18 protein-coding genes and 1 other annotated feature are annotated in these 16,642 nt (G+C 40.3%); of the genes, 5 read left to right on the plus strand and 13 right to left on the minus strand.

Annotation, left to right across the window (positions count from 1 at the left end; translation table 11 throughout):
• Positions 1-34 precede the first annotated feature (34 nt).
• The 12 genes from AM305_RS08805 to hisG form a co-directional block, all read right to left on the minus strand.
• The gene (locus AM305_RS08805; RefSeq protein WP_005825110.1) at positions 35-694 is read right to left on the minus strand and encodes an MOSC domain-containing protein; all 660 of its coding nucleotides are present in this window, start codon (positions 692-694) and stop codon (positions 35-37) included.
• Complete coding sequence (gene hisH, locus AM305_RS08810; protein ID WP_005825112.1) at positions 694-1,287, minus strand: imidazole glycerol phosphate synthase subunit HisH; 594 nt, start codon at positions 1,285-1,287, stop codon at positions 694-696. Before hisH ends, AM305_RS08805 begins: the two co-directional genes overlap by 1 nt.
• Before the next feature lie 7 nt (positions 1,288-1,294).
• The gene (locus tag AM305_RS08815; RefSeq protein ID WP_005825114.1) at positions 1,295-2,128 is read right to left on the minus strand and encodes a hypothetical protein; all 834 of its coding nucleotides are present in this window, start codon (positions 2,126-2,128) and stop codon (positions 1,295-1,297) included.
• 41 nt (positions 2,129-2,169) lie between these two features.
• The gene (locus AM305_RS08820) at positions 2,170-3,213 is read right to left on the minus strand and encodes a PDDEXK nuclease domain-containing protein (RefSeq protein WP_005825116.1); all 1,044 of its coding nucleotides are present in this window, start codon (positions 3,211-3,213) and stop codon (positions 2,170-2,172) included.
• 61 nt (positions 3,214-3,274) lie between these two features.
• Positions 3,275-4,120: a DUF817 domain-containing protein gene (locus AM305_RS08825; protein WP_005825118.1), complete on the minus strand. Its 846-nt coding sequence runs from the start codon at positions 4,118-4,120 to the stop codon at positions 3,275-3,277.
• A gap of 8 nt (positions 4,121-4,128) precedes the next feature.
• Complete coding sequence (locus AM305_RS08830) at positions 4,129-5,226, minus strand: 6TM ABC transporter family protein (protein WP_005825119.1); 1,098 nt, start codon at positions 5,224-5,226, stop codon at positions 4,129-4,131.
• 176 nt (positions 5,227-5,402) lie between these two features.
• Positions 5,403-6,491, minus strand: a complete 1,089-nt coding sequence (gene hisB, locus AM305_RS08835; protein WP_005825121.1) for a bifunctional histidinol-phosphatase/imidazoleglycerol-phosphate dehydratase HisB — start codon at positions 6,489-6,491, stop codon at positions 5,403-5,405.
• A gap of 130 nt (positions 6,492-6,621) precedes the next feature.
• Entirely contained in the window at positions 6,622-7,062 is a 441-nt protein-coding gene (tnpA, locus tag AM305_RS08840; protein WP_005825123.1) for an IS200/IS605 family transposase, read from the minus strand.
• Positions 7,063-7,128: 66 nt separating this feature from the next.
• Positions 7,129-8,181 carry a histidinol-phosphate transaminase gene (gene hisC, locus AM305_RS08845; RefSeq protein ID WP_005825125.1) on the minus strand — a complete coding sequence of 351 codons (1,053 nt, stop codon included), beginning with the start codon at positions 8,179-8,181 and terminating at the stop codon, positions 7,129-7,131.
• 100 nt (positions 8,182-8,281) lie between these two features.
• Positions 8,282-9,565: a histidinol dehydrogenase gene (gene hisD / locus AM305_RS08850; RefSeq protein ID WP_005825126.1), complete on the minus strand. Its 1,284-nt coding sequence runs from the start codon at positions 9,563-9,565 to the stop codon at positions 8,282-8,284.
• 63 nt (positions 9,566-9,628) lie between these two features.
• The gene (locus tag AM305_RS08855; protein ID WP_005825127.1) at positions 9,629-10,156 is read right to left on the minus strand and encodes a transposase; all 528 of its coding nucleotides are present in this window, start codon (positions 10,154-10,156) and stop codon (positions 9,629-9,631) included.
• A 3-nt stretch (positions 10,157-10,159) separates the two neighbouring features.
• On the minus strand, positions 10,160-11,059 hold the full coding sequence (gene hisG, locus AM305_RS08860) for an ATP phosphoribosyltransferase (protein ID WP_005825129.1): 900 nt from the start codon (positions 11,057-11,059) through the stop codon (positions 10,160-10,162).
• 38 nt (positions 11,060-11,097) lie between these two features.
• Positions 11,098-11,229: a sequence feature (His leader region), on the minus strand.
• Positions 11,230-11,423: 194 nt separating this feature from the next.
• Between hisG and AM305_RS08865 the strand changes: the two genes are divergently transcribed.
• Positions 11,424-12,281: a phosphoribosylaminoimidazolesuccinocarboxamide synthase gene (locus AM305_RS08865; RefSeq protein ID WP_005825131.1), complete on the plus strand. Its 858-nt coding sequence runs from the start codon at positions 11,424-11,426 to the stop codon at positions 12,279-12,281.
• Between the two features lie 67 nt (positions 12,282-12,348).
• Here the strand turns inward: AM305_RS08865 and rsmI are convergent, their stop codons facing one another.
• Entirely contained in the window at positions 12,349-13,200 is an 852-nt protein-coding gene (gene rsmI / locus AM305_RS08870; RefSeq protein ID WP_005825133.1) for a 16S rRNA (cytidine(1402)-2'-O)-methyltransferase, read from the minus strand.
• 87 nt (positions 13,201-13,287) lie between these two features.
• Between rsmI and AM305_RS08875 the strand changes: the two genes are divergently transcribed.
• From AM305_RS08875 to dolP, 4 genes are read left to right on the plus strand one after another with little or no spacing between them, the layout of a single operon-like run.
• Positions 13,288-15,018 (plus strand): penicillin-binding protein activator, encoded by a 1,731-nt coding sequence (locus AM305_RS08875; protein WP_005825135.1) that lies wholly within the window; start codon positions 13,288-13,290, stop codon positions 15,016-15,018.
• Positions 14,993-15,367: a YraN family protein gene (locus tag AM305_RS08880; protein ID WP_005825136.1), complete on the plus strand. Its 375-nt coding sequence runs from the start codon at positions 14,993-14,995 to the stop codon at positions 15,365-15,367. Before AM305_RS08875 ends, AM305_RS08880 begins: the two co-directional genes overlap by 26 nt.
• Before the next feature lie 20 nt (positions 15,368-15,387).
• A complete protein-coding gene (locus AM305_RS08885) occupies positions 15,388-15,966 on the plus strand; it encodes a D-sedoheptulose-7-phosphate isomerase (protein WP_005818449.1) in 579 nt (192 codons plus the stop codon).
• A 19-nt stretch (positions 15,967-15,985) separates the two neighbouring features.
• The gene (gene dolP, locus AM305_RS08890) at positions 15,986-16,573 is read left to right on the plus strand and encodes a division/outer membrane stress-associated lipid-binding lipoprotein (protein ID WP_005825138.1); all 588 of its coding nucleotides are present in this window, start codon (positions 15,986-15,988) and stop codon (positions 16,571-16,573) included.
• The last annotated feature ends 69 nt before the right edge of the window (positions 16,574-16,642 follow it).

A 16,642-nucleotide genomic window follows, 5' to 3' on the forward strand; every position in this document is an offset into this window, starting at 1 on the left:
TTGCAATGCTGTATATCAAATTTTTCGAGCGACATCACAAAATTCGCCCCAACTGATTTCTCAACGTCCGCTTAAACGCCTCTGCCAACACTTCGCAAGCCAAAGCTTTTTCTAACTCTGCACGCATTGCCTCTGTTGGTTTTTGTGCGGCAAGTTGGTTTAGGTGCATAATGTTTAAATCTGGATACGGGCGTTGCAAGCGGTGGATTTTGTCGCCTTTTTTGCAAACGCCGGTTTGAACCACACGCACATACCAACCTGTTAAACCTTGCTCTCGCACGATTTTTTGCGTCTCCGCACACTCAGAATTAAGCGACAACCGCTCGCAAGGTTTGCGTGGTTGCGACACTTCTAAAATCACATCGCCGATTTGATAACGGTCGCCCACACAAACGTTGGTTTCATCCAATTCGGAAACGATAAAATTCTCGCCGTAAATCGCCGTGTTTTTCCAATCGAAATCTTTACCGATAAGTGCGGTCAATTTTTCAAAGGTTTTTTCCGCCATAAAAAACAACGCTTTATCTACACCGCCGTGGTGGGCTTTCAAACCTACATCATTGCCTTCTGCCCCTAATTCGTGAACGGTGATTTTGTCTACTGGTTGCTTGCGAATGGCGCTTTCTAAAGTCGTACCATCCGTAAAAGTGACGTTTTCTACCAAACCGACTTTTAAGGCTAACACTTCCGCCATTAGATATTCTCCACAAAATTTTTCAACAACTGCGCTCCGTTTTTGCCCGAACGTTCAGGGTGAAATTGCACGCCATAAAAATTTTTGCTCGCAATCGCCGCCGAGAAATCCACGCCATAGTTGCTGGTCGCAATGGTGTTTTCATTCGGTAGCACCGCATAACTATGCACAAAATAGAAATGGCTGTCTTGCTCAATACCGGCAAACAACGGATGATCCGCCGCATAACGCACACGGTTCCACCCCATATGCGGCAGCGGCAAGCCTGTATTCGGAATTAACTCCGTTTTACCGTTCATCAGGCGCAAGGTTTCCACATTACCCTCGGTGGAAAATTCCGTCATCAGCTGCATCCCCAAACAGATGCCAAGCATCGGTTGAGTAGCGTTTTGAATGGTTTCAATCAGCTGACGATCCTTCAGATTTTTCATCGCCGCAATCGCCGTACCCACGCCTGGTAACAGCAATTTATCTGCCGATTTGATTTTTGCCAAATCACGGCTAATTTCCGCTTGAATATTCAGGCGGTCGAATGCAAATTTTACAGAAGACAGGTTTGCACAGCCTGTGTCGATGATTACTAGGTTGGTCATTTTTATCCTATTTTAATAATTCTATAATAGCGAGAATAATTCCTATAATTACAAAAGCCAAATTCCATTTTTCTTGTCGGGCTTTAGCTTGTTTTTCTAAGTCTCTTTTTTTATTTTCTGAATCTAAATTTAATATATAATGAACAATGGATAACTGTTCTAGAAGTTCCTTAAAAGAAACATTAACATCTAGAGCTTTATCAATACAACGCCAAGCTTCTGTTAAACTAGTGTTTTGGCTTAGAACAGGCTGATAAAAGAAAAATATAGAATTAAACTTTGCCGCCTCAATATATAAATCATTTAAATCAGAGATATTACAATCATCACAACTTACTTTTTCTGCCAATCTATTTGTTATAAACTCGATCGCACCTAAATAAGCATAAGCTAAAGATTGTAAAATTATATGTCGTTTAAAATGTTCTTGTTGCCCTTCTAATTTAGAAAAAAATGCGATTCCTTTTGCATCAATATAGCTATAGTGAGATGAATACTCTAAAAATTTTTCAAGCTTTATTGATTTATTATCTCTTATAGACAAGGACAGGCACTCTGAATGGTCTGAATTAAAACTATTGCACTTATCAATTATTACACTTAGTGTAGATAAACAAGTTTCTCTACGTTCCAAATTTTCACTTATTAAAAATGATTGCTCATAGATTTTACCAACAAAAAACTTAAGCCACCAATCGCCATTATCATCTATTTTAAACAGGCTATTTTTTAATAAAACACCTTTTAAGAATCTTATTCTCCCACTAATTTCTAAATTATTCAAACCATCAATAGAATGACTATTTTCAGTTTTATAAATTTTGAAAACTCTATGAGACATAATATTCCCCCCTAAAAAACTTAATAAATCCCAACCGCACTTTAATCCCGTCTTTGCGCAAAATAACTCGCCCTTTGCTCTTCCACTTTCTGCTCAAAGCTCTCAATTTCTTTCTGCATTTCGTCCAATAACATTTTTTCCGTTGGCAGATAAAGCTGATATTGGCTAGCGAAAATTTGTTTTTGGTTTTCAGGCAGGCTGAATTTGACGACCGCATCATTTTTATCGGCGCAGAGCAAAATACCGATAGTCGGGTTTTCGTGGGGCAGTTTTTCCACACGGTCAAAATAGTTCACATACATTTGCAATTGCCCCAAATCTTGATGCGTGAGTTTGTGGGTTTTAATTTCAATTACCACAAAGCATTGCAACAAGCGGTTGTAAAACACCAAATCGGCAAAAAACTCATCACCATCCAAATGCAGGCGTTTTTGACGAGCCACAAAGGAAAAGCCGTTGCCCAATTCCAACAGAAAATCTTGCAAATGGGTAATAATCGCTTGCTCCAAATCCTTTTCGTAATAAGCACTTTCACGGCGCAAGCCCAAAAACTCCAACACCATTGGATCTTTAATAATTTGTCTCGGATCGGTCGGTACCGTCTCATTTCTCGCCACCGCAAGTACACTGGCTTTATCGTTGCTTAACAATAAACGCTCGTACAAATTGCTGTAAATCTGCCGTTCCAACTGACGCGAACTCCAGTTATTTTTCACGCTTTCTGCAATATAAAACTCACGTTTGTCCGCATCATCAAGGCGTAATAACATACGATATTGCGTCCAGTTCAATTGCGATCGCACTGCGTTCGCAATTGGAAAGGTACGATAAAATTGGCGAAATAGCTCCAATTGGCGGCGCCCAAAAGCACTGCCAAATTCAGGCACAAGTTGCTGAGCTAGCTCTTTAATCAAGTAAGCGCCATAATCCGCCCGTTCTTGCCCTTGCTGTTCTTCTTCAAAAATCCGCTTGCCGATATGCCAATACATCAGCACCCGTTGGAAATCCACTGCACGAATAGCAGTTTCGCGGGATTGAAGGATGATTTGTTTGATGTCGGTGGTTAAAGTATTGGCTGTGAGCATGTTTTTTCCTTATCATTTCTACTTGTTACAAGCGGTCTGATTTCTACAAATTTTTGCAAAATCAATCTCTTGAAATACGAATAGTTTTTTTAATATGTTTTAAATTTGCCACAATAGTAAATGTCATCACAATTAAAAGTGACCAAGCTCCCCATTTTCCTAAATGCACTGTTGTCCATGCTCCCATTTGGTTTGGATATTGCCAGATGCCGACAAACGTTCCGATATTTTCAGCTAACCAAATAAAAAAGCCAATTAATGCAAATGCTAATAAAAGCGGCATTCTTCGCTTGCGATCGTAAGGGGTGAAATAAACATAAGTGCGTGCATATAGTCCCATTGCAAATGCAGCTAAATACCAGCGATAGTCACCAATATAATGATGAGTAAAAAAATTCAAATAGATCAGTATAGCAACTAAGGTTGATAACCAATAAGGTGGATGACTTTTTACTTTTAAATCAAATAATCGCCACGCCTGAATAATATAACTTCCCACCGCTGCATACATAAAACCGGTAAATAATGGTACACCACCAATTTTAGTATAAGCAAAATCAGGATACGCCCAAGATTGTATACTGCTTGATGTTTTAAAATATTCCAAAATAAAACCAATAAAATGGAATAAGGTAATGGATTTTATTTCATCGAGAGTTTCTAATTTTGTCCAGAACATAATACCTTGTACGATTAATGCAAAAATTAACAATAAATCGTAACGAGGTATATTCCAGATTCCTGCTTTAGGAATCATAAACATTGCAATAAAAAATAACCCCGCAAATAAACACGCTCTGGCTTCTTTTAATCCAAAAAATAGAAATTCAACACAAAAACGTTGTATGCCTTTTAATTGATTATTCGTTTGATGATAAATAAGCCATTGATCTAATTTATTGAGCATTTTAGTTCCTACTTCTTAAATTCTCTTATCAAATTAGCTAGTTGTTCTAAGCCATCAAATGTACTAGGAACTTTATCTGCAGAAGACAAAATACTACTAAAAATTAAACTCTCAAATTTTTCTAGTGAAACTCCATCTTTTTCTTTTATCTCTTTTGCATAATCTGCATAACTCTGAATAAACTGACAAAGAGATTGCCTTAATTCAAGTTGCATTATTTGAGTTTGAATTGAGTTATAGTGATTTAATACAACTCGGAAAAAATAAATCAAAATAATCTCTAAACCTAGAACAGGCAACATTTGCTCCCAGCCAATATCTTTCCACTGGATATTATATTCATGAAACCAATTTAGAAATCTCCCCCCAAGAAAAAACATTGGCAGTACAATTAAAAGAAAGCAAAATACAAACATAATTATAAAAGAAGTCCATTTAGCACATCTTTTCTGGGATAATAAATTTTCAAAACCTTGGGATAAACCGACAAAATTGAATGCTGTTTTTTGTTCTTTTAGTAGCTCTGCTAATTTATTAACGTTATTTTCTTTTTCTTTGATAAAATTTTCCAATCTACTTATTTTTGCAGCAAAATTAGATTTTAATGTTTCCGAGCTTTCTTCAACATCTTTTAGATTGCTTTCATAATTTAGAAAAGCTTGAAATGATTTCTCTCCTAAATAATCATTTAGTAAATCAATATCAAATTGACCATTAATTAAATAGCTTAACCACGTCTGATGATCAGAATCTACAAATTTTATTGATTCTTTTTTAAATAAGACCCAATCACTATTAACCCAAGAATCTTTATAACCTTTTCTTTCTAAAGAAAAAACATACTCTCTTAAAAATCTAGCACAAGATAAATATAACTCATCTGAAATTCCAGTAATTCTAATATATCTTTCTGAAATATATTGAGATGTGTATTTAATACTAAATGGACAATACTCAGTCCATTCTTCGTAATCTTGTTCGAAACGTTCTAATATAGATTTACAGAATTTTAATTTTTCTGCATCTGAAATACTTATATTTTCTGCTGTTCGCTCATATTCTGTTAACTTATTAATTATAGTCTTTAATTTTTCCCTAGTTAGCATATTCCTTCCCCATGATAGCGTAAGCATCCACGCTTGTTACAAAATCAAACTTTTAGCCCAAGCATGGATGCTTGAACTATCATTCCTTTACCAGCGGTAACTTTTCCAAAAAATTTTGCAAATTCCTGCAACTCTTTTCCCCCACTCCCGCAAGCGGGTGAGGGGAAGATGAGAGATTATAAAACCCCTTTCGAACTCGGCAACTCATTCCCTTCGATACGAATAGCTTGGCGTAAGGTTCTGCCGAACACTTTAAACAGGCTTTCGATTTTGTGATGATCATTGTCGCCTTTGGCTTTGATATGCAAGGTGGCAAGCATCGTGAAGGCGATAGATTGGAAGAAATGCTCTGTCAATTCAGTGCTGAAGTCGCCGACTTTTTCACGCTTGAAATCTGCTTTGAATTTAATAAACGGTCTGCCGGATAAATCCATTGCACATTGAGCTTGACATTCATCCATTGGCAACACAAAACCGAAACGGGCGATGCCACGTTTGTCGCCGATGGCTTGTTTTAAGGCAGTACCGAGGGCAAGGGCGGTGTCTTCAACGGTGTGGTGTTCGTCAATCCATAGGTCGCCTTTGCACGAGATGTTCATACGGAAACCGCCGTGAGTGGCGATTTGGTCGAGCATATGGTCGAAAAAGCCCACGCCGGTTTTGATGTCGTTCACACCGGTTTCGTCCAGCCATACTTGCACTTTGATGTCCGTCTCTTTGGTTTTGCGCACCACTTCCCCATAGCGTGGTTGGCGGTCGCCGATATTAGTCACGGCTTCGCCCAATAATTTTTCCGCAATCAAATCCCAATTTAATTTTTCAGGGTGATATTGCAAGGCACGAATACCAAGATTTTCCGCCAACTGAACGTCTGTAGCACGGTCACCAATAACAAAACTGGTGGCAGGGTCGAACAGTTCACGCTCAATATATTTTTGTAACAGCTTGGTTTTCGGTTTGCGGCAATCGCAGTTGTCTTCCGGTTTATGTGGGCAAATTAACACGTCATCAAACTCAATGCCTTGTGAGCGGAATAGTTCCATCATCGCATTGTGCGGTTTGTCGAAGGTCTCTTGTGGAAATGAACTCGTGCCTAAGCCGTCTTGATTGCTTACCATTACAAAGCGGTATTTGTGCTTGAGCTTGAGCAAGGCTGGGATCACATTCGGCTCAAATTTGAGTTTTTCTAAACTGTCGATTTGAAAATCGGTTTTTGGTTCGTCAATTAACGTGCCGTCACGGTCGATGAAAAGGGTTGGTTGCATATTGTTTCTCCGTTATCCCCCACACGAGCCGTGTGGGGTTACATAATCCGAGCCACGCTGTGGCTCTAATTTTCTGACTATCAGCCACAGCGTGGCTGGGTTTATGTAGCCTAGGGCGGCTCGCCCTAGGTTATAGTTCTTGCTCTAAATATTCATTTACATCACCGAGCAAATTTTTCATTTCATCAATAAAAGTTTGCGATTTATGATGTTCTTTCTGTCGCTTAATGTAATTGATGACAGTCTCAATTTCGTGTTCACTGTAACTTAACGCACAATAACCTTTTGACCACGCATAAAAATCAGGAAAAAGTGCATTATGCATTTCAAGCCACTTATGACTGGCATTTTTTAACTGTCTCACAAAATCAGCGACTGCGATACTCGGATGAATTTCTACCAGCAGATGCAGATGATCAGGCATACCATTTACGCGATGCAAAATACATTTTTGCTGTTGGCAAAAAGCCCAAATATATTGGTATAACTCTCTTTCGTTTGCCTCATTAATTGCAGGGATACTTTGCAAAGTACGAAAAACGATATGATAAAAAAGTTTAGTATAGATCATATATTTTCTCATACAGCCACAACGTGGCTGAGTTTACGGAGCCTAGGGCGGCTCGCCCTAGGCAAATCATACTCCCCCAATCGCCTCCACCGTTCTTTCCAGCTCTTCTCTCGTGCCAATAGAAATCCGAATACAATTCTGTAACCCCAATGCTTTGTGTTGGTCACGTAAGATAATCCCTTTTTCCCACAAGGCGTTGAACACCTTTTGTCCGTCTTGGAATTTTACCAGTACATAGTTAGCCTCAGTGTCGAAAATCTCAACCACGCTTGGGATTTGTTTGAGTTGGTCGATTAACCAGTTGCGGTTTTCTAGCACATCGGCAACACGTTGTTGCATTTCGCTCAAGCCTTGATCAGTTAAGGCTTGGGTAGCGATGTCGGTTACAGGGGTAGGTTGTGGGTAAGGGGCGATGACTTTTTGTAGCACGCTGATCAATTCTTCATTAGCAAGGGTAAAACCGCAACGCAAGCCGGCAAGGGCGAAGGCTTTGGAGAGCGTGCGGATAATGGCTAAGTGCGGATAATTTGGCAGTTCATTGACCATTGTCGCTTGCGGGCAGAATTCGATATAGGCTTCGTCCACCACCACAATGGCTTTGCCTGCGGTGATTTGCAAAAGTTTGAGCAAATCCGACCGCTTGACGAGCGTGCCTGTTGGGTTGTTTGGGCTGCACACAAACACCACTTTCACCCCGTCCAAATTGCGTTCAATTTCAGGCAAATTGAGTTGGAAATCAGCGGTTAAAGGCACAGTTTTGAGCGCAATGCCACAGGTCTCCGCCGACACGCTGTACATTCCATAAGTCGGCGGACAGTACAACACGCTATCGGTCGGTTCACAAAAAGCGCGGATAATCAATTCAATACTTTCATCGCCGCCACGAGTGGTAATGACTTGCTCAGGTTTCACACCTGCATAAGCCGCATAGCCATTAACCACGCCTTCAGGTTGCGCCTCGGGATAGCGGTTAAACGCCGATAATTGCACGTCAATAGTCGGCGAAGTCGGATATTCATTGGCATTTAGCCACACATCGCCATTGCCCCCCAAACGGCGTGCAGATTGGTATGGAGTAAGGGCTTGGATGTTTTTTCTGGAGAGTTGTGAGATTGTCATATTGTTTTCCTGTATTTGCATTTTTATTTGTAGGGGCAAAATATTTTTTGCCCCAAAACATCGTGGGGAATTCAGGGCGAAAAATATTTCGCCCCTACGATTATTTTTTAATCTTCGCCAATCGAATTGACACCGCCTGTTTGTGCGCATCCAATTGCTCCGCTGCTGCCATCAATTCCACGGTTTTTGCGAGATCTTTGAAACCCTGTGGCGTGAGTTCTTGCACGGTCATTCGTTTGCTGAAATCCGCTAAACCTAGACTGGAATAGGTGCGGGTGTAGCCGTAGGTTGGTAGCACGTGGTTGGTGCCGCTGGCGTAGTCGCCCATACTTTCGGGGCTGTATGCGCCTAAAAAAATCGAGCCGGCATTGTCTAGACTGTCGAGCAAATCTCGGGCATTTTCCACTTGCACCACCAAGTGTTCAGGCGCATATTCGTTGCTGATTTCCACCGCTTGTTCGATGCTGTCAGCAATAAAGGTGCGGCTGTGTGAAAGGGCTTTGCGAGCGGTTTCTGCACGTGGTAATTGTGCCAGTTGATTTTCGATAGAAAGTGCGGTCTGTTTTGCTAATGTTTCGCTTGGCGTAACCAAAATCACTTGGCTGTCGGCACCGTGTTCTGCTTGAGAAAGTAAGTCGCTGGCAACAAAATCAGGATCGGCATTTTCATCGGCAATGACTAATACTTCCGAAGGCCCTGCCGGCATATCAATTGCCGTGCCTTCTTGCACCACTTGGCGTTTTGCCTCGGTGACAAAAGCGTTGCCCGGCCCGAAGATTTTATCCACTTTTGCCACTGTTTCTGTACCGTTTGCCATAGCAAATACCGCTTGCGCACCACCTACGGCATAAATGGTTTCCACGCCGCATAGGTTGGCGGTGTAAAGAATTTCATCGGCAATCGGCGGTGGTGAGCAAAGAACGATTTTCTTACAGCCGGCAATTTTGGCAGGAATAGCAAGCATTAACACCGTTGAAAATAGTGGCGCTGAACCGCCCGGGATATACAAACCCACACGCTGAATAGGGCGTGTCAGCACTTGGCAACGCACACCTGCTTGAGTTTCAATATCCACACCTTGCGGAAGTTGAGCGTTGTGAAAACGCTCAATGTTGCGTTTAGCGTTTTGAATGGCTTGCTTGAGTTCGTCAGGAATACGGCTCGCTGCCTGTGCGATCTGTTCAGCAGAAATAACAAGGCTATCGAGCTTAATGCGGTCAAACTGCTCCGCTAATTCAAACAGGGCTTTATCGCCGTTGGTTTTGACATTTTGTTTAATTTTTTCAACCGCTTGCGTAACACTCTCGCCCACTAATTGCGCAGGACGAGAAAGAGCAGCTTGTTTTTCGGTTTCAGTTAAGTTGTTCCAAATGAGGGTTTGCATATTTTTATCCTTCCTGTCGGTTGTAGGGGCGAAATATTTTTCGCCCTAATTACGTTCTGATATTTATGAATAAAATCTATCGGTTCGCCAATTTAATGGATTATATTTAATATAATCACTAATTTTATGGTAGCTTTCTTCCGTCCGAATAATATGTTCATAATAATTTCGTTGCCATAATGTATGAATTTGAGTATGTTGCCTTACCCATTTTGTTACACCCACTTTAAATCCTCGAACAATAGAGCCAATTGTTTGCGAGGTTCCTTTCGGGCGATTGACCATAAATTCATTTGGGTCATTGGGCGAAAAATATTTCGCCCCTACAATTTCAATGATGAAATGAATGTGGTTGGGCATAATGACAAATTCGTGTAGCTCAACATTTTCAAAATGATTAGGGATGTCATACCAACATTTCTGGGCAATTTCCCCAATTTCATTTAATTGCATATGATCGTCAATAATTTCACCAAAAAAATGTGCATTATCTTTACAACAAAGCGTAATAAAGTAAAAACCATCTTGACGATAATCGAAATGTTTTAATCTTATCGAACGCCGATGATGTATATTCGGATCATATTTCATTTATTATTCCATCATCTTCTCAATCGGTAGCACTAAAATCGAGCTTGCACCGATTTCTTTCAGTTTTTCCATAGTTTCCCAGAACAAGTTCTCTTGGCTAACCACGTGCATTGCGACTTTTGAGCTGTCGTGGGCGAGCGGTAAAATCGTTGGGTTTTCTACGCCGGGTAAAAGTGCGGTGATTTCTGCGAGTTTTTCTTTTGGTGCGTGGAGCATAATGTATTTGCTTTCGGTGGCTTGTTGTACACCTTGAATGCGAGTGAGCAATTTGTCCACTAAAGCTTGTTTATCCGCCGAAAGCGGTTCTTGGCGTTGGATTAAGCAGGCTTTGGATTTGTAGATCACTTCCACTTCTTTTAAACCGTTTGCCTCAAGGGTTGCGCCTGATGAAACTAAATCGCAAATGGCATCAGCAAGCCCTGCTGAAGGGGCGACTTCCACGGAGCCGTTTAATAAGGTGCTTTTAAATGAAACGCCTTGTTCTGCCATATAGCGTTTGAGTAAATTCGGGTAAGAGGTGGCGATACGGGCATTGTTGAAATCTTGCACGCCGTTGTACGTGCGGTCGCGATCAATAGCAAGAGATAAGCGACAACCACCGAAATCAAGGGGGCGGAGTTTTTTGTATTCCACGTTTTCGCCTGTGGCTAAACGCCCGAGTTCTTCTTCCTCCAACACGTTTTCGCCGATGATACCGAGATCGACCACACCATCAAAGATTAAGCCTGGAATATCGTCATCACGTACACGTAAAATTTCAATCGGTAAATTTTCAGAATAGGCGATTAAACGTTGTTCATTCCAATTGATTTTTACCCCACATTGTTTAAGTAGCTCGGCGCAATCTTTGCTTAGACGACCTTTTTTTTGGAGGGCGATGCGGAGTCTGCTGCTGTTTGACATATTGTTTGTTCCTTCTATTTTTGAATTTATTTTGAATAATGAAAAACCCCTCGAAAGTTACCTTCCGAGGGGTTGTGAATATGGTTAGATTACACTTATTCGCTCTCGGAAGTTGATCTTCCGAACACGCCAAATGCCCGAAAGATTATTCAGGTAAATGGTGGTGATGATATTTGCGAATAAAGGTCATTTTCTAATCTCCAAAGTTGAATTGCTTTACAAAATACGCTTAATTTTTGAAATTAGCAACCCTTTTTTCAGAAAATTTTTAAAAATTTTCTTTTTTGCTGAAAAATTAGCAATCGTTTGCGTAAAGCGGTATAATTCGTCACAGTTTTTACTAAATCTTATATAGGATGAGAAAATGCAAATCAGTTTAAAAAAAATCTATTCCGGTAAAGTACGTGATCTCTATGAAATAGATGATAAGCGCATGTTAATGGTTGCGACCGATCGTTTATCCGCTTTCGATGTCATTTTAGATGATCCTATTCCTCGTAAAGGCGAAATTTTAACCCAAATTTCGAATTTCTGGTTTGATAAACTTTCTCATATTATGCCAAATCATTTTACCGGCGATAGCGTATTTGATGTATTACCAAAAGAAGAAGCCGAGGCAATCCAATACCGTGCGGTCGTTTGTAAGCGTTTAACACCGGTCAAAATTGAGTCTATTGTGCGTGGCTATTTAACCGGTAGCGGTTTAAAGGATTACCAAAAAACCGGCACGATTTGTGGATTGGCGTTACCGAAGGGATTAGTTGAAGCAAGTAAATTACCTGAACCGATTTTTACCCCATCAAGTAAAGCAGAAGTGGGCGATCATGATATCAACATTAGCTATGCAGAATGCGAACGCCAAATCGGTGCAGAATTAGCGGCAAAAGTTCGAGATGCAGCCATTGCGCTTTATAAAGAAGCTGCGGATTATGCATTAACCAAAGGCATTATTATTTGTGATACCAAATTCGAATTTGGTTTAGACGAAAACGGGACTTTAACGCTGATGGACGAAGTATTAACGCCGGATTCTAGCCGTTTTTGGTCTGTCGATACTTATCAAGAGGGCACAAACCCACCGTCATTTGATAAACAATTTATTCGTGATTGGTTAGAAAATAGCGGTTGGAACAAACAGGCTCCGGCGCCACGTGTTCCGGCTGATGTGATTGAAAAAACGGTTGCCAAATACCAAGAAGCGTTGGATTTATTGACTAAATAATCAGCATCGAGGAAAGCGGTCATTTTTATAGAGAATGTTGCGAATTCAATAAATGACCGCTTTCTAATTAGCTATCCAAATGCTCTAATCCATACTGATATAACGCATTCTTTTTGTAACCAAAGGTTTCAGCGACAATAGCCGCTGCTTTTTTAAGTGGAAGCTCTTTGGTTAAAAGTGTTAATAATTTTACCGCTTGTGGAGAAAATGTCTCATCTTCACTTTGAGGCTTGCCTTCAACTACAAGAACAATCTCGCCTTTAATACGATTACTGTCTTGTTTTACCCAATCCAGTAAATTCGCTATGCTGTCGCCGTGAATGGTTTCCCATGTTTTGGTTAATTCTCTTGCCATGACAATATAGCGATCTTCGCCGAGCGTTGTTTTCATATCTTCCAACGTATCTAAAATACGGTGAGTTGATTCATAGAAAATCAACGTGCGAGGTTCAGCTTCTAATTCGCTTAATTTATCGCAACGTGCTTTTGTTTTTGCAGGCAGGAACCCTTCAAAACAAAAACGGTCTGATGCAATACCTGATGCACATAATGCCGTGATTGCCGCACAAGCGCCAGCAACAGGCACGATGCGGATCCCAGCTTGACGGCAATGACGGACAAGATGAAACCCCGGATCGCTAATCAGCGGTGTGCCGGCATCTGAAATCAGCGCAATATTCTCGCCTTTTGTTAATTTTTCAACTAAAACGACCGCTTTTTGTTGTTCATTGTGGTCGTGTAAGGCGAAAAAAGGCTTTTTAATGCCGTAATGGCTTAATAAAAGTCCGCTATGTCGGGTGTCTTCCGCCGCAATCAGATCGACATGAGCAAAGGTATCTAAAGCACGTTGCGTAATATCGCCTAAATTTCCAATGGGGGTCGCAACAATATATAAAATACCTTTTTGTTCGTTTTTCATTTGCTTTTCACTCGTTTGATAAGTAAGATTTCACATTATTTTCGATGTAATTATACTCTTTTTTCTATGCTTTTAGGGAGCAATAAAATGGCAGCGCAATTTAAACAAAAAATGAAAACGGTTTTTGTCCCGACTTTTCTCGCACTTTTTGTCTCTGCATGTAGTTCAACCAATTTAGTTACCGAATCGATGAAAGACGATGCTTATGCAAGCTCGGAGTTCTATATCAATAAAGCCGACCAAGCAAAAGAAAAAGAAGATAAAATTTCCTATCAACTTTTAGCTGTACGTAAGCTCATTGATGAAAATAAAGCAGAAGAGGCGCAAGATACGTTTAGCAACTTAAATGCTTCATTAAAAGAGATACAAGAAAATCCAACGCAAAAACTGGAATATGAATTAGTTTCAGCTCAACTTGCCGCCTTACAAGGTAAAAATGCGGATGCACAAGCACAGTTAAAAACATTAGGCACAACACAACTTAGTCGTTCGCAACAACTCCGCTATTATGAAACACAAGCTCGTATTGCCGAAAATCAAAAAAATGCGGAAGAGATCGTTCGTGCACGTGCGTTAATGAATAATTATTTAACAGATATTAAAGCCCGTCAGGAAAATAACGATAAAATTTGGGAAACCTTACGTAACGCAAACCGTGGCATTGAGAAAGCACAGCCATTTGCTGGTGAAATGGAGTTTGCCGGTTGGATTGCATTGATTACACTTTATAATCAAAATGTCACTAATCCTGCACAAATGCCGGGGGCAATCAACAACTGGAAAGCACAGTATCCAAACCATAGCGCAGTTAGCCTTATGCCAACAGAATTAAAAGATGTGGCAAGCTATCAACAAACTCAACTTAATGATATCGCACTATTACTACCGTTAAGCGGTGAAGCAAAAATCTTAGGTGATATTATTAAACGTGGTTTTGATGATGCTAGAGGTTCTAGCACAACGCTGGTTAAGACTTACGATACGAATTCTGCCGATATTAATACACTCTTAGCCAATGCAAAACAAAATGGCGCAGGTATAATCGTTGGTCCATTATTGAAAAATAATGTAGATGAGGCATTAGATAGCCCGGAAATTAAAGGAATCAATGTATTAGCATTAAATTCAACGGCTAATGTAAAAGCGATTCCTCAAGTTTGTTACTATGGGTTATCGCCGGAATCAGAAGCAAAAGCAGGTGCTGATCGTGCCTATGCTGATGGCAATAAAGTGATAATTGTTGTTGCTCCTCAAGGCGATTTCGGACAACGTTCTGCCGATGCCTTTGCGCAACGTTGGCGTCAATTAAGCGGTAATGATGCGGATGTACGCTATTACTCTTCTCCTGAAGATGCGATTGCGTCTATCTTAAGTTCAGGAATCACAAAAGGTGGTTTATACATTTTAGGTACATCTGAGCAAGTTTTAGGTGTTAAACAAGGCGTTGATAATTCGCCGTTAAAAGATCAACTTGCGATTTACACATCTTCAAGAAGTAATTCACCAAACGGCGGTATTGAATTTTATACAGCTATGGAAGGGGTAAAATTTAGTGAAATCCCACTTTTAGCTGACCCAAATTCAGATGAATATAAAAAATCGCAAAACTTAGCCGAAGGCGATTTCTCCATGATGCGTTTATATGCAATGGGTGCAGATGCTTGGTCATTAGCGAATAAATTTAATGAGTTTAGCAAAATCCCCGGTTATAAAGTATCCGGTTTAACCGGCGATTTAAGTGCAGGTCAAAATTGTAACATTGAACGAACTCTCTCTTGGATGCAATACCGCAATGGAGCTGTTGAACAAGCTTATTAGTAAACGGACTCAAGGCTCTCTCTATGAACAGAAAGCCCGAGTGTATTTAGAGGCACAAGGGCTACGCTTCATTGCAGCTAACCAATCTTTTAAATGTGGCGAACTAGACTTAATCATGCAACAAGGGGAAACCTTAGTGTTTGTTGAAGTTCGCCAGCGCAAAAGTAACCGCTTTGGTTCTGCGGTCGAAAGCATCGATTACCGCAAGCAACAAAAATGGCTTAATGCAGCAAATATGTGGCTAGTAACCAAGAGAAAACAAAGCCTTGAGACAGCAAATTGCCGTTTTGATGTAGTGGCTTTTGAAGGTGAACAACCGCCACTATGGATACCTAATTTTCTAGGCTAGAAATATATCAGCAAATCAATATGTTAGAGAAGATACAGGATCGCTTTACCGAAAGCATCCAAGTCCAAATTGCGGCAGCAGAATTACTTCCGCATAAATTGAGTGAGTCGGCACAACGTATGCAAGAGTGTCTCCTGCGTGGCAATAAAATTATTGTATGTGGGCATGGTCGCTCTTATGCGAATGCAGAAATGTTAGTCAGCCATTTATTACATAAGTATGAACTGGCTCGCCCGAGTTTTGCGGCTGTTTTGCTTCAGTTTGATGGTGTTTTAGCTAGCGTTGCAGCTCATCATAACGAGTTAGCACAACTTTACCGCAAGCAATTACAAGCCGTTGCGAAAGAAGGCGATTTATTCGTTAGCTTCTCCCCTATCGGGAATGAAGAAGCGGTCTTAAATGCGATCCATTTTGCAAAAAATGAAGGCTTAGATATTATTGCATTTACAAGTATTTTAAATGACCATACTAATGGACTTCTTGAAGATCAAGATATTGAAATTGCCATGCCCTCAACCAATGAGGCAAGAATTGTTGAAGGGCATTTGTTCTGTGTGAATTTACTTTGTGAATTAGTGGATCACCTACTTTTTTCTTAAAATTAAATAAGGATTTTCTATGAAGATGCTCAAAAAAATTTCATTGATAACATTAATCTTAGCAGGGTTGTTATCTTTACAAGGTTGTATCGCAACAGCTGTTGTCACAACCGCTGCCGTAGCAACAAAAGTAGCGACCGATCCTCGTACCGCCGGCACTCAGGTAGATGATGAAGTGTTGGAAGAAAAAGTCGCATATAACTTAACAAATGATGCTCAGCTCAAAGAAGAAGCTCGTATCAATGTGGTTGCTTATAATGGGAAAATATTGCTAGTTGGACAAGTCCCAAATAGTGGCGCTGCAGATACGGCAAAAAGTATCGCCGCGGGTGTAGAAGGAGTAAAAGAAGTTTATAACGAAATTCGTACCGGCGAAAAAATTGGCACAAGCCAAATTGCACTAGATAGTTGGATTACAACAACAGTAAAATCTAAGTTACTCTTAAATTCAGAAGTAAAAGCTACAGAAGTTAAAGTCATTACAGAAAATGGTGAAGTTTTCTTAATGGGGAAATTAGATAATAACCAAGCAAATGCGGCTGCAGACGTTGCCCGTAATGTGCGTAATGTAACTAAAGTCATTAAAGTTATTACTTACGCTCAATAAAACATTTTTCTTGAGTTAGCAAACCATCCTTCGGGATGGTTTCAGATTACTGACAAACCTTTTTATCTA

The organism is Actinobacillus minor NM305, assembly GCF_000175195.1.
GTDB lineage: Bacteria > Pseudomonadota > Gammaproteobacteria > Enterobacterales > Pasteurellaceae > Haemophilus_A > Haemophilus_A minor.

What these genes read in the sequence shown, in the direction of transcription:
- AM305_RS08805 (WP_005825110.1), bottom strand. Translation starts at nt 694, where the DNA reads ATGGCGGAAGTGTTAGCCTTAAAAGTCGGTTTGGTAGAAAACGTCACT.
- hisH (WP_005825112.1), bottom strand. Translation starts at nt 1,287, where the DNA reads ATGACCAACCTAGTAATCATCGACACAGGCTGTGCAAACCTGTCTTCT.
- AM305_RS08815 (WP_005825114.1), bottom strand. Translation starts at nt 2,128, where the DNA reads ATGTCTCATAGAGTTTTCAAAATTTATAAAACTGAAAATAGTCATTCT.
- AM305_RS08820 (WP_005825116.1), bottom strand. Translation starts at nt 3,213, where the DNA reads ATGCTCACAGCCAATACTTTAACCACCGACATCAAACAAATCATCCTT.
- AM305_RS08825 (WP_005825118.1), bottom strand. Translation starts at nt 4,120, where the DNA reads ATGCTCAATAAATTAGATCAATGGCTTATTTATCATCAAACGAATAAT.
- AM305_RS08830 (WP_005825119.1), bottom strand. Translation starts at nt 5,226, where the DNA reads ATGCTAACTAGGGAAAAATTAAAGACTATAATTAATAAGTTAACAGAA.
- hisB (WP_005825121.1), bottom strand. Translation starts at nt 6,491, where the DNA reads ATGCAACCAACCCTTTTCATCGACCGTGACGGCACGTTAATTGACGAA.
- tnpA (WP_005825123.1), bottom strand. Translation starts at nt 7,062, where the DNA reads ATGATCTATACTAAACTTTTTTATCATATCGTTTTTCGTACTTTGCAA.
- hisC (WP_005825125.1), bottom strand. Translation starts at nt 8,181, where the DNA reads ATGACAATCTCACAACTCTCCAGAAAAAACATCCAAGCCCTTACTCCA.
- hisD (WP_005825126.1), bottom strand. Translation starts at nt 9,565, where the DNA reads ATGCAAACCCTCATTTGGAACAACTTAACTGAAACCGAAAAACAAGCT.
- AM305_RS08855 (WP_005825127.1), bottom strand. Translation starts at nt 10,156, where the DNA reads ATGAAATATGATCCGAATATACATCATCGGCGTTCGATAAGATTAAAA.
- hisG (WP_005825129.1), bottom strand. Translation starts at nt 11,059, where the DNA reads ATGTCAAACAGCAGCAGACTCCGCATCGCCCTCCAAAAAAAAGGTCGT.
- AM305_RS08865 (WP_005825131.1), top strand. Translation starts at nt 11,424, where the DNA reads ATGCAAATCAGTTTAAAAAAAATCTATTCCGGTAAAGTACGTGATCTC.
- rsmI (WP_005825133.1), bottom strand. Translation starts at nt 13,200, where the DNA reads ATGAAAAACGAACAAAAAGGTATTTTATATATTGTTGCGACCCCCATT.
- AM305_RS08875 (WP_005825135.1), top strand. Translation starts at nt 13,288, where the DNA reads ATGGCAGCGCAATTTAAACAAAAAATGAAAACGGTTTTTGTCCCGACT.
- AM305_RS08880 (WP_005825136.1), top strand. Translation starts at nt 14,993, where the DNA reads ATGGAGCTGTTGAACAAGCTTATTAGTAAACGGACTCAAGGCTCTCTC.
- AM305_RS08885 (WP_005818449.1), top strand. Translation starts at nt 15,388, where the DNA reads ATGTTAGAGAAGATACAGGATCGCTTTACCGAAAGCATCCAAGTCCAA.
- dolP (WP_005825138.1), top strand. Translation starts at nt 15,986, where the DNA reads ATGAAGATGCTCAAAAAAATTTCATTGATAACATTAATCTTAGCAGGG.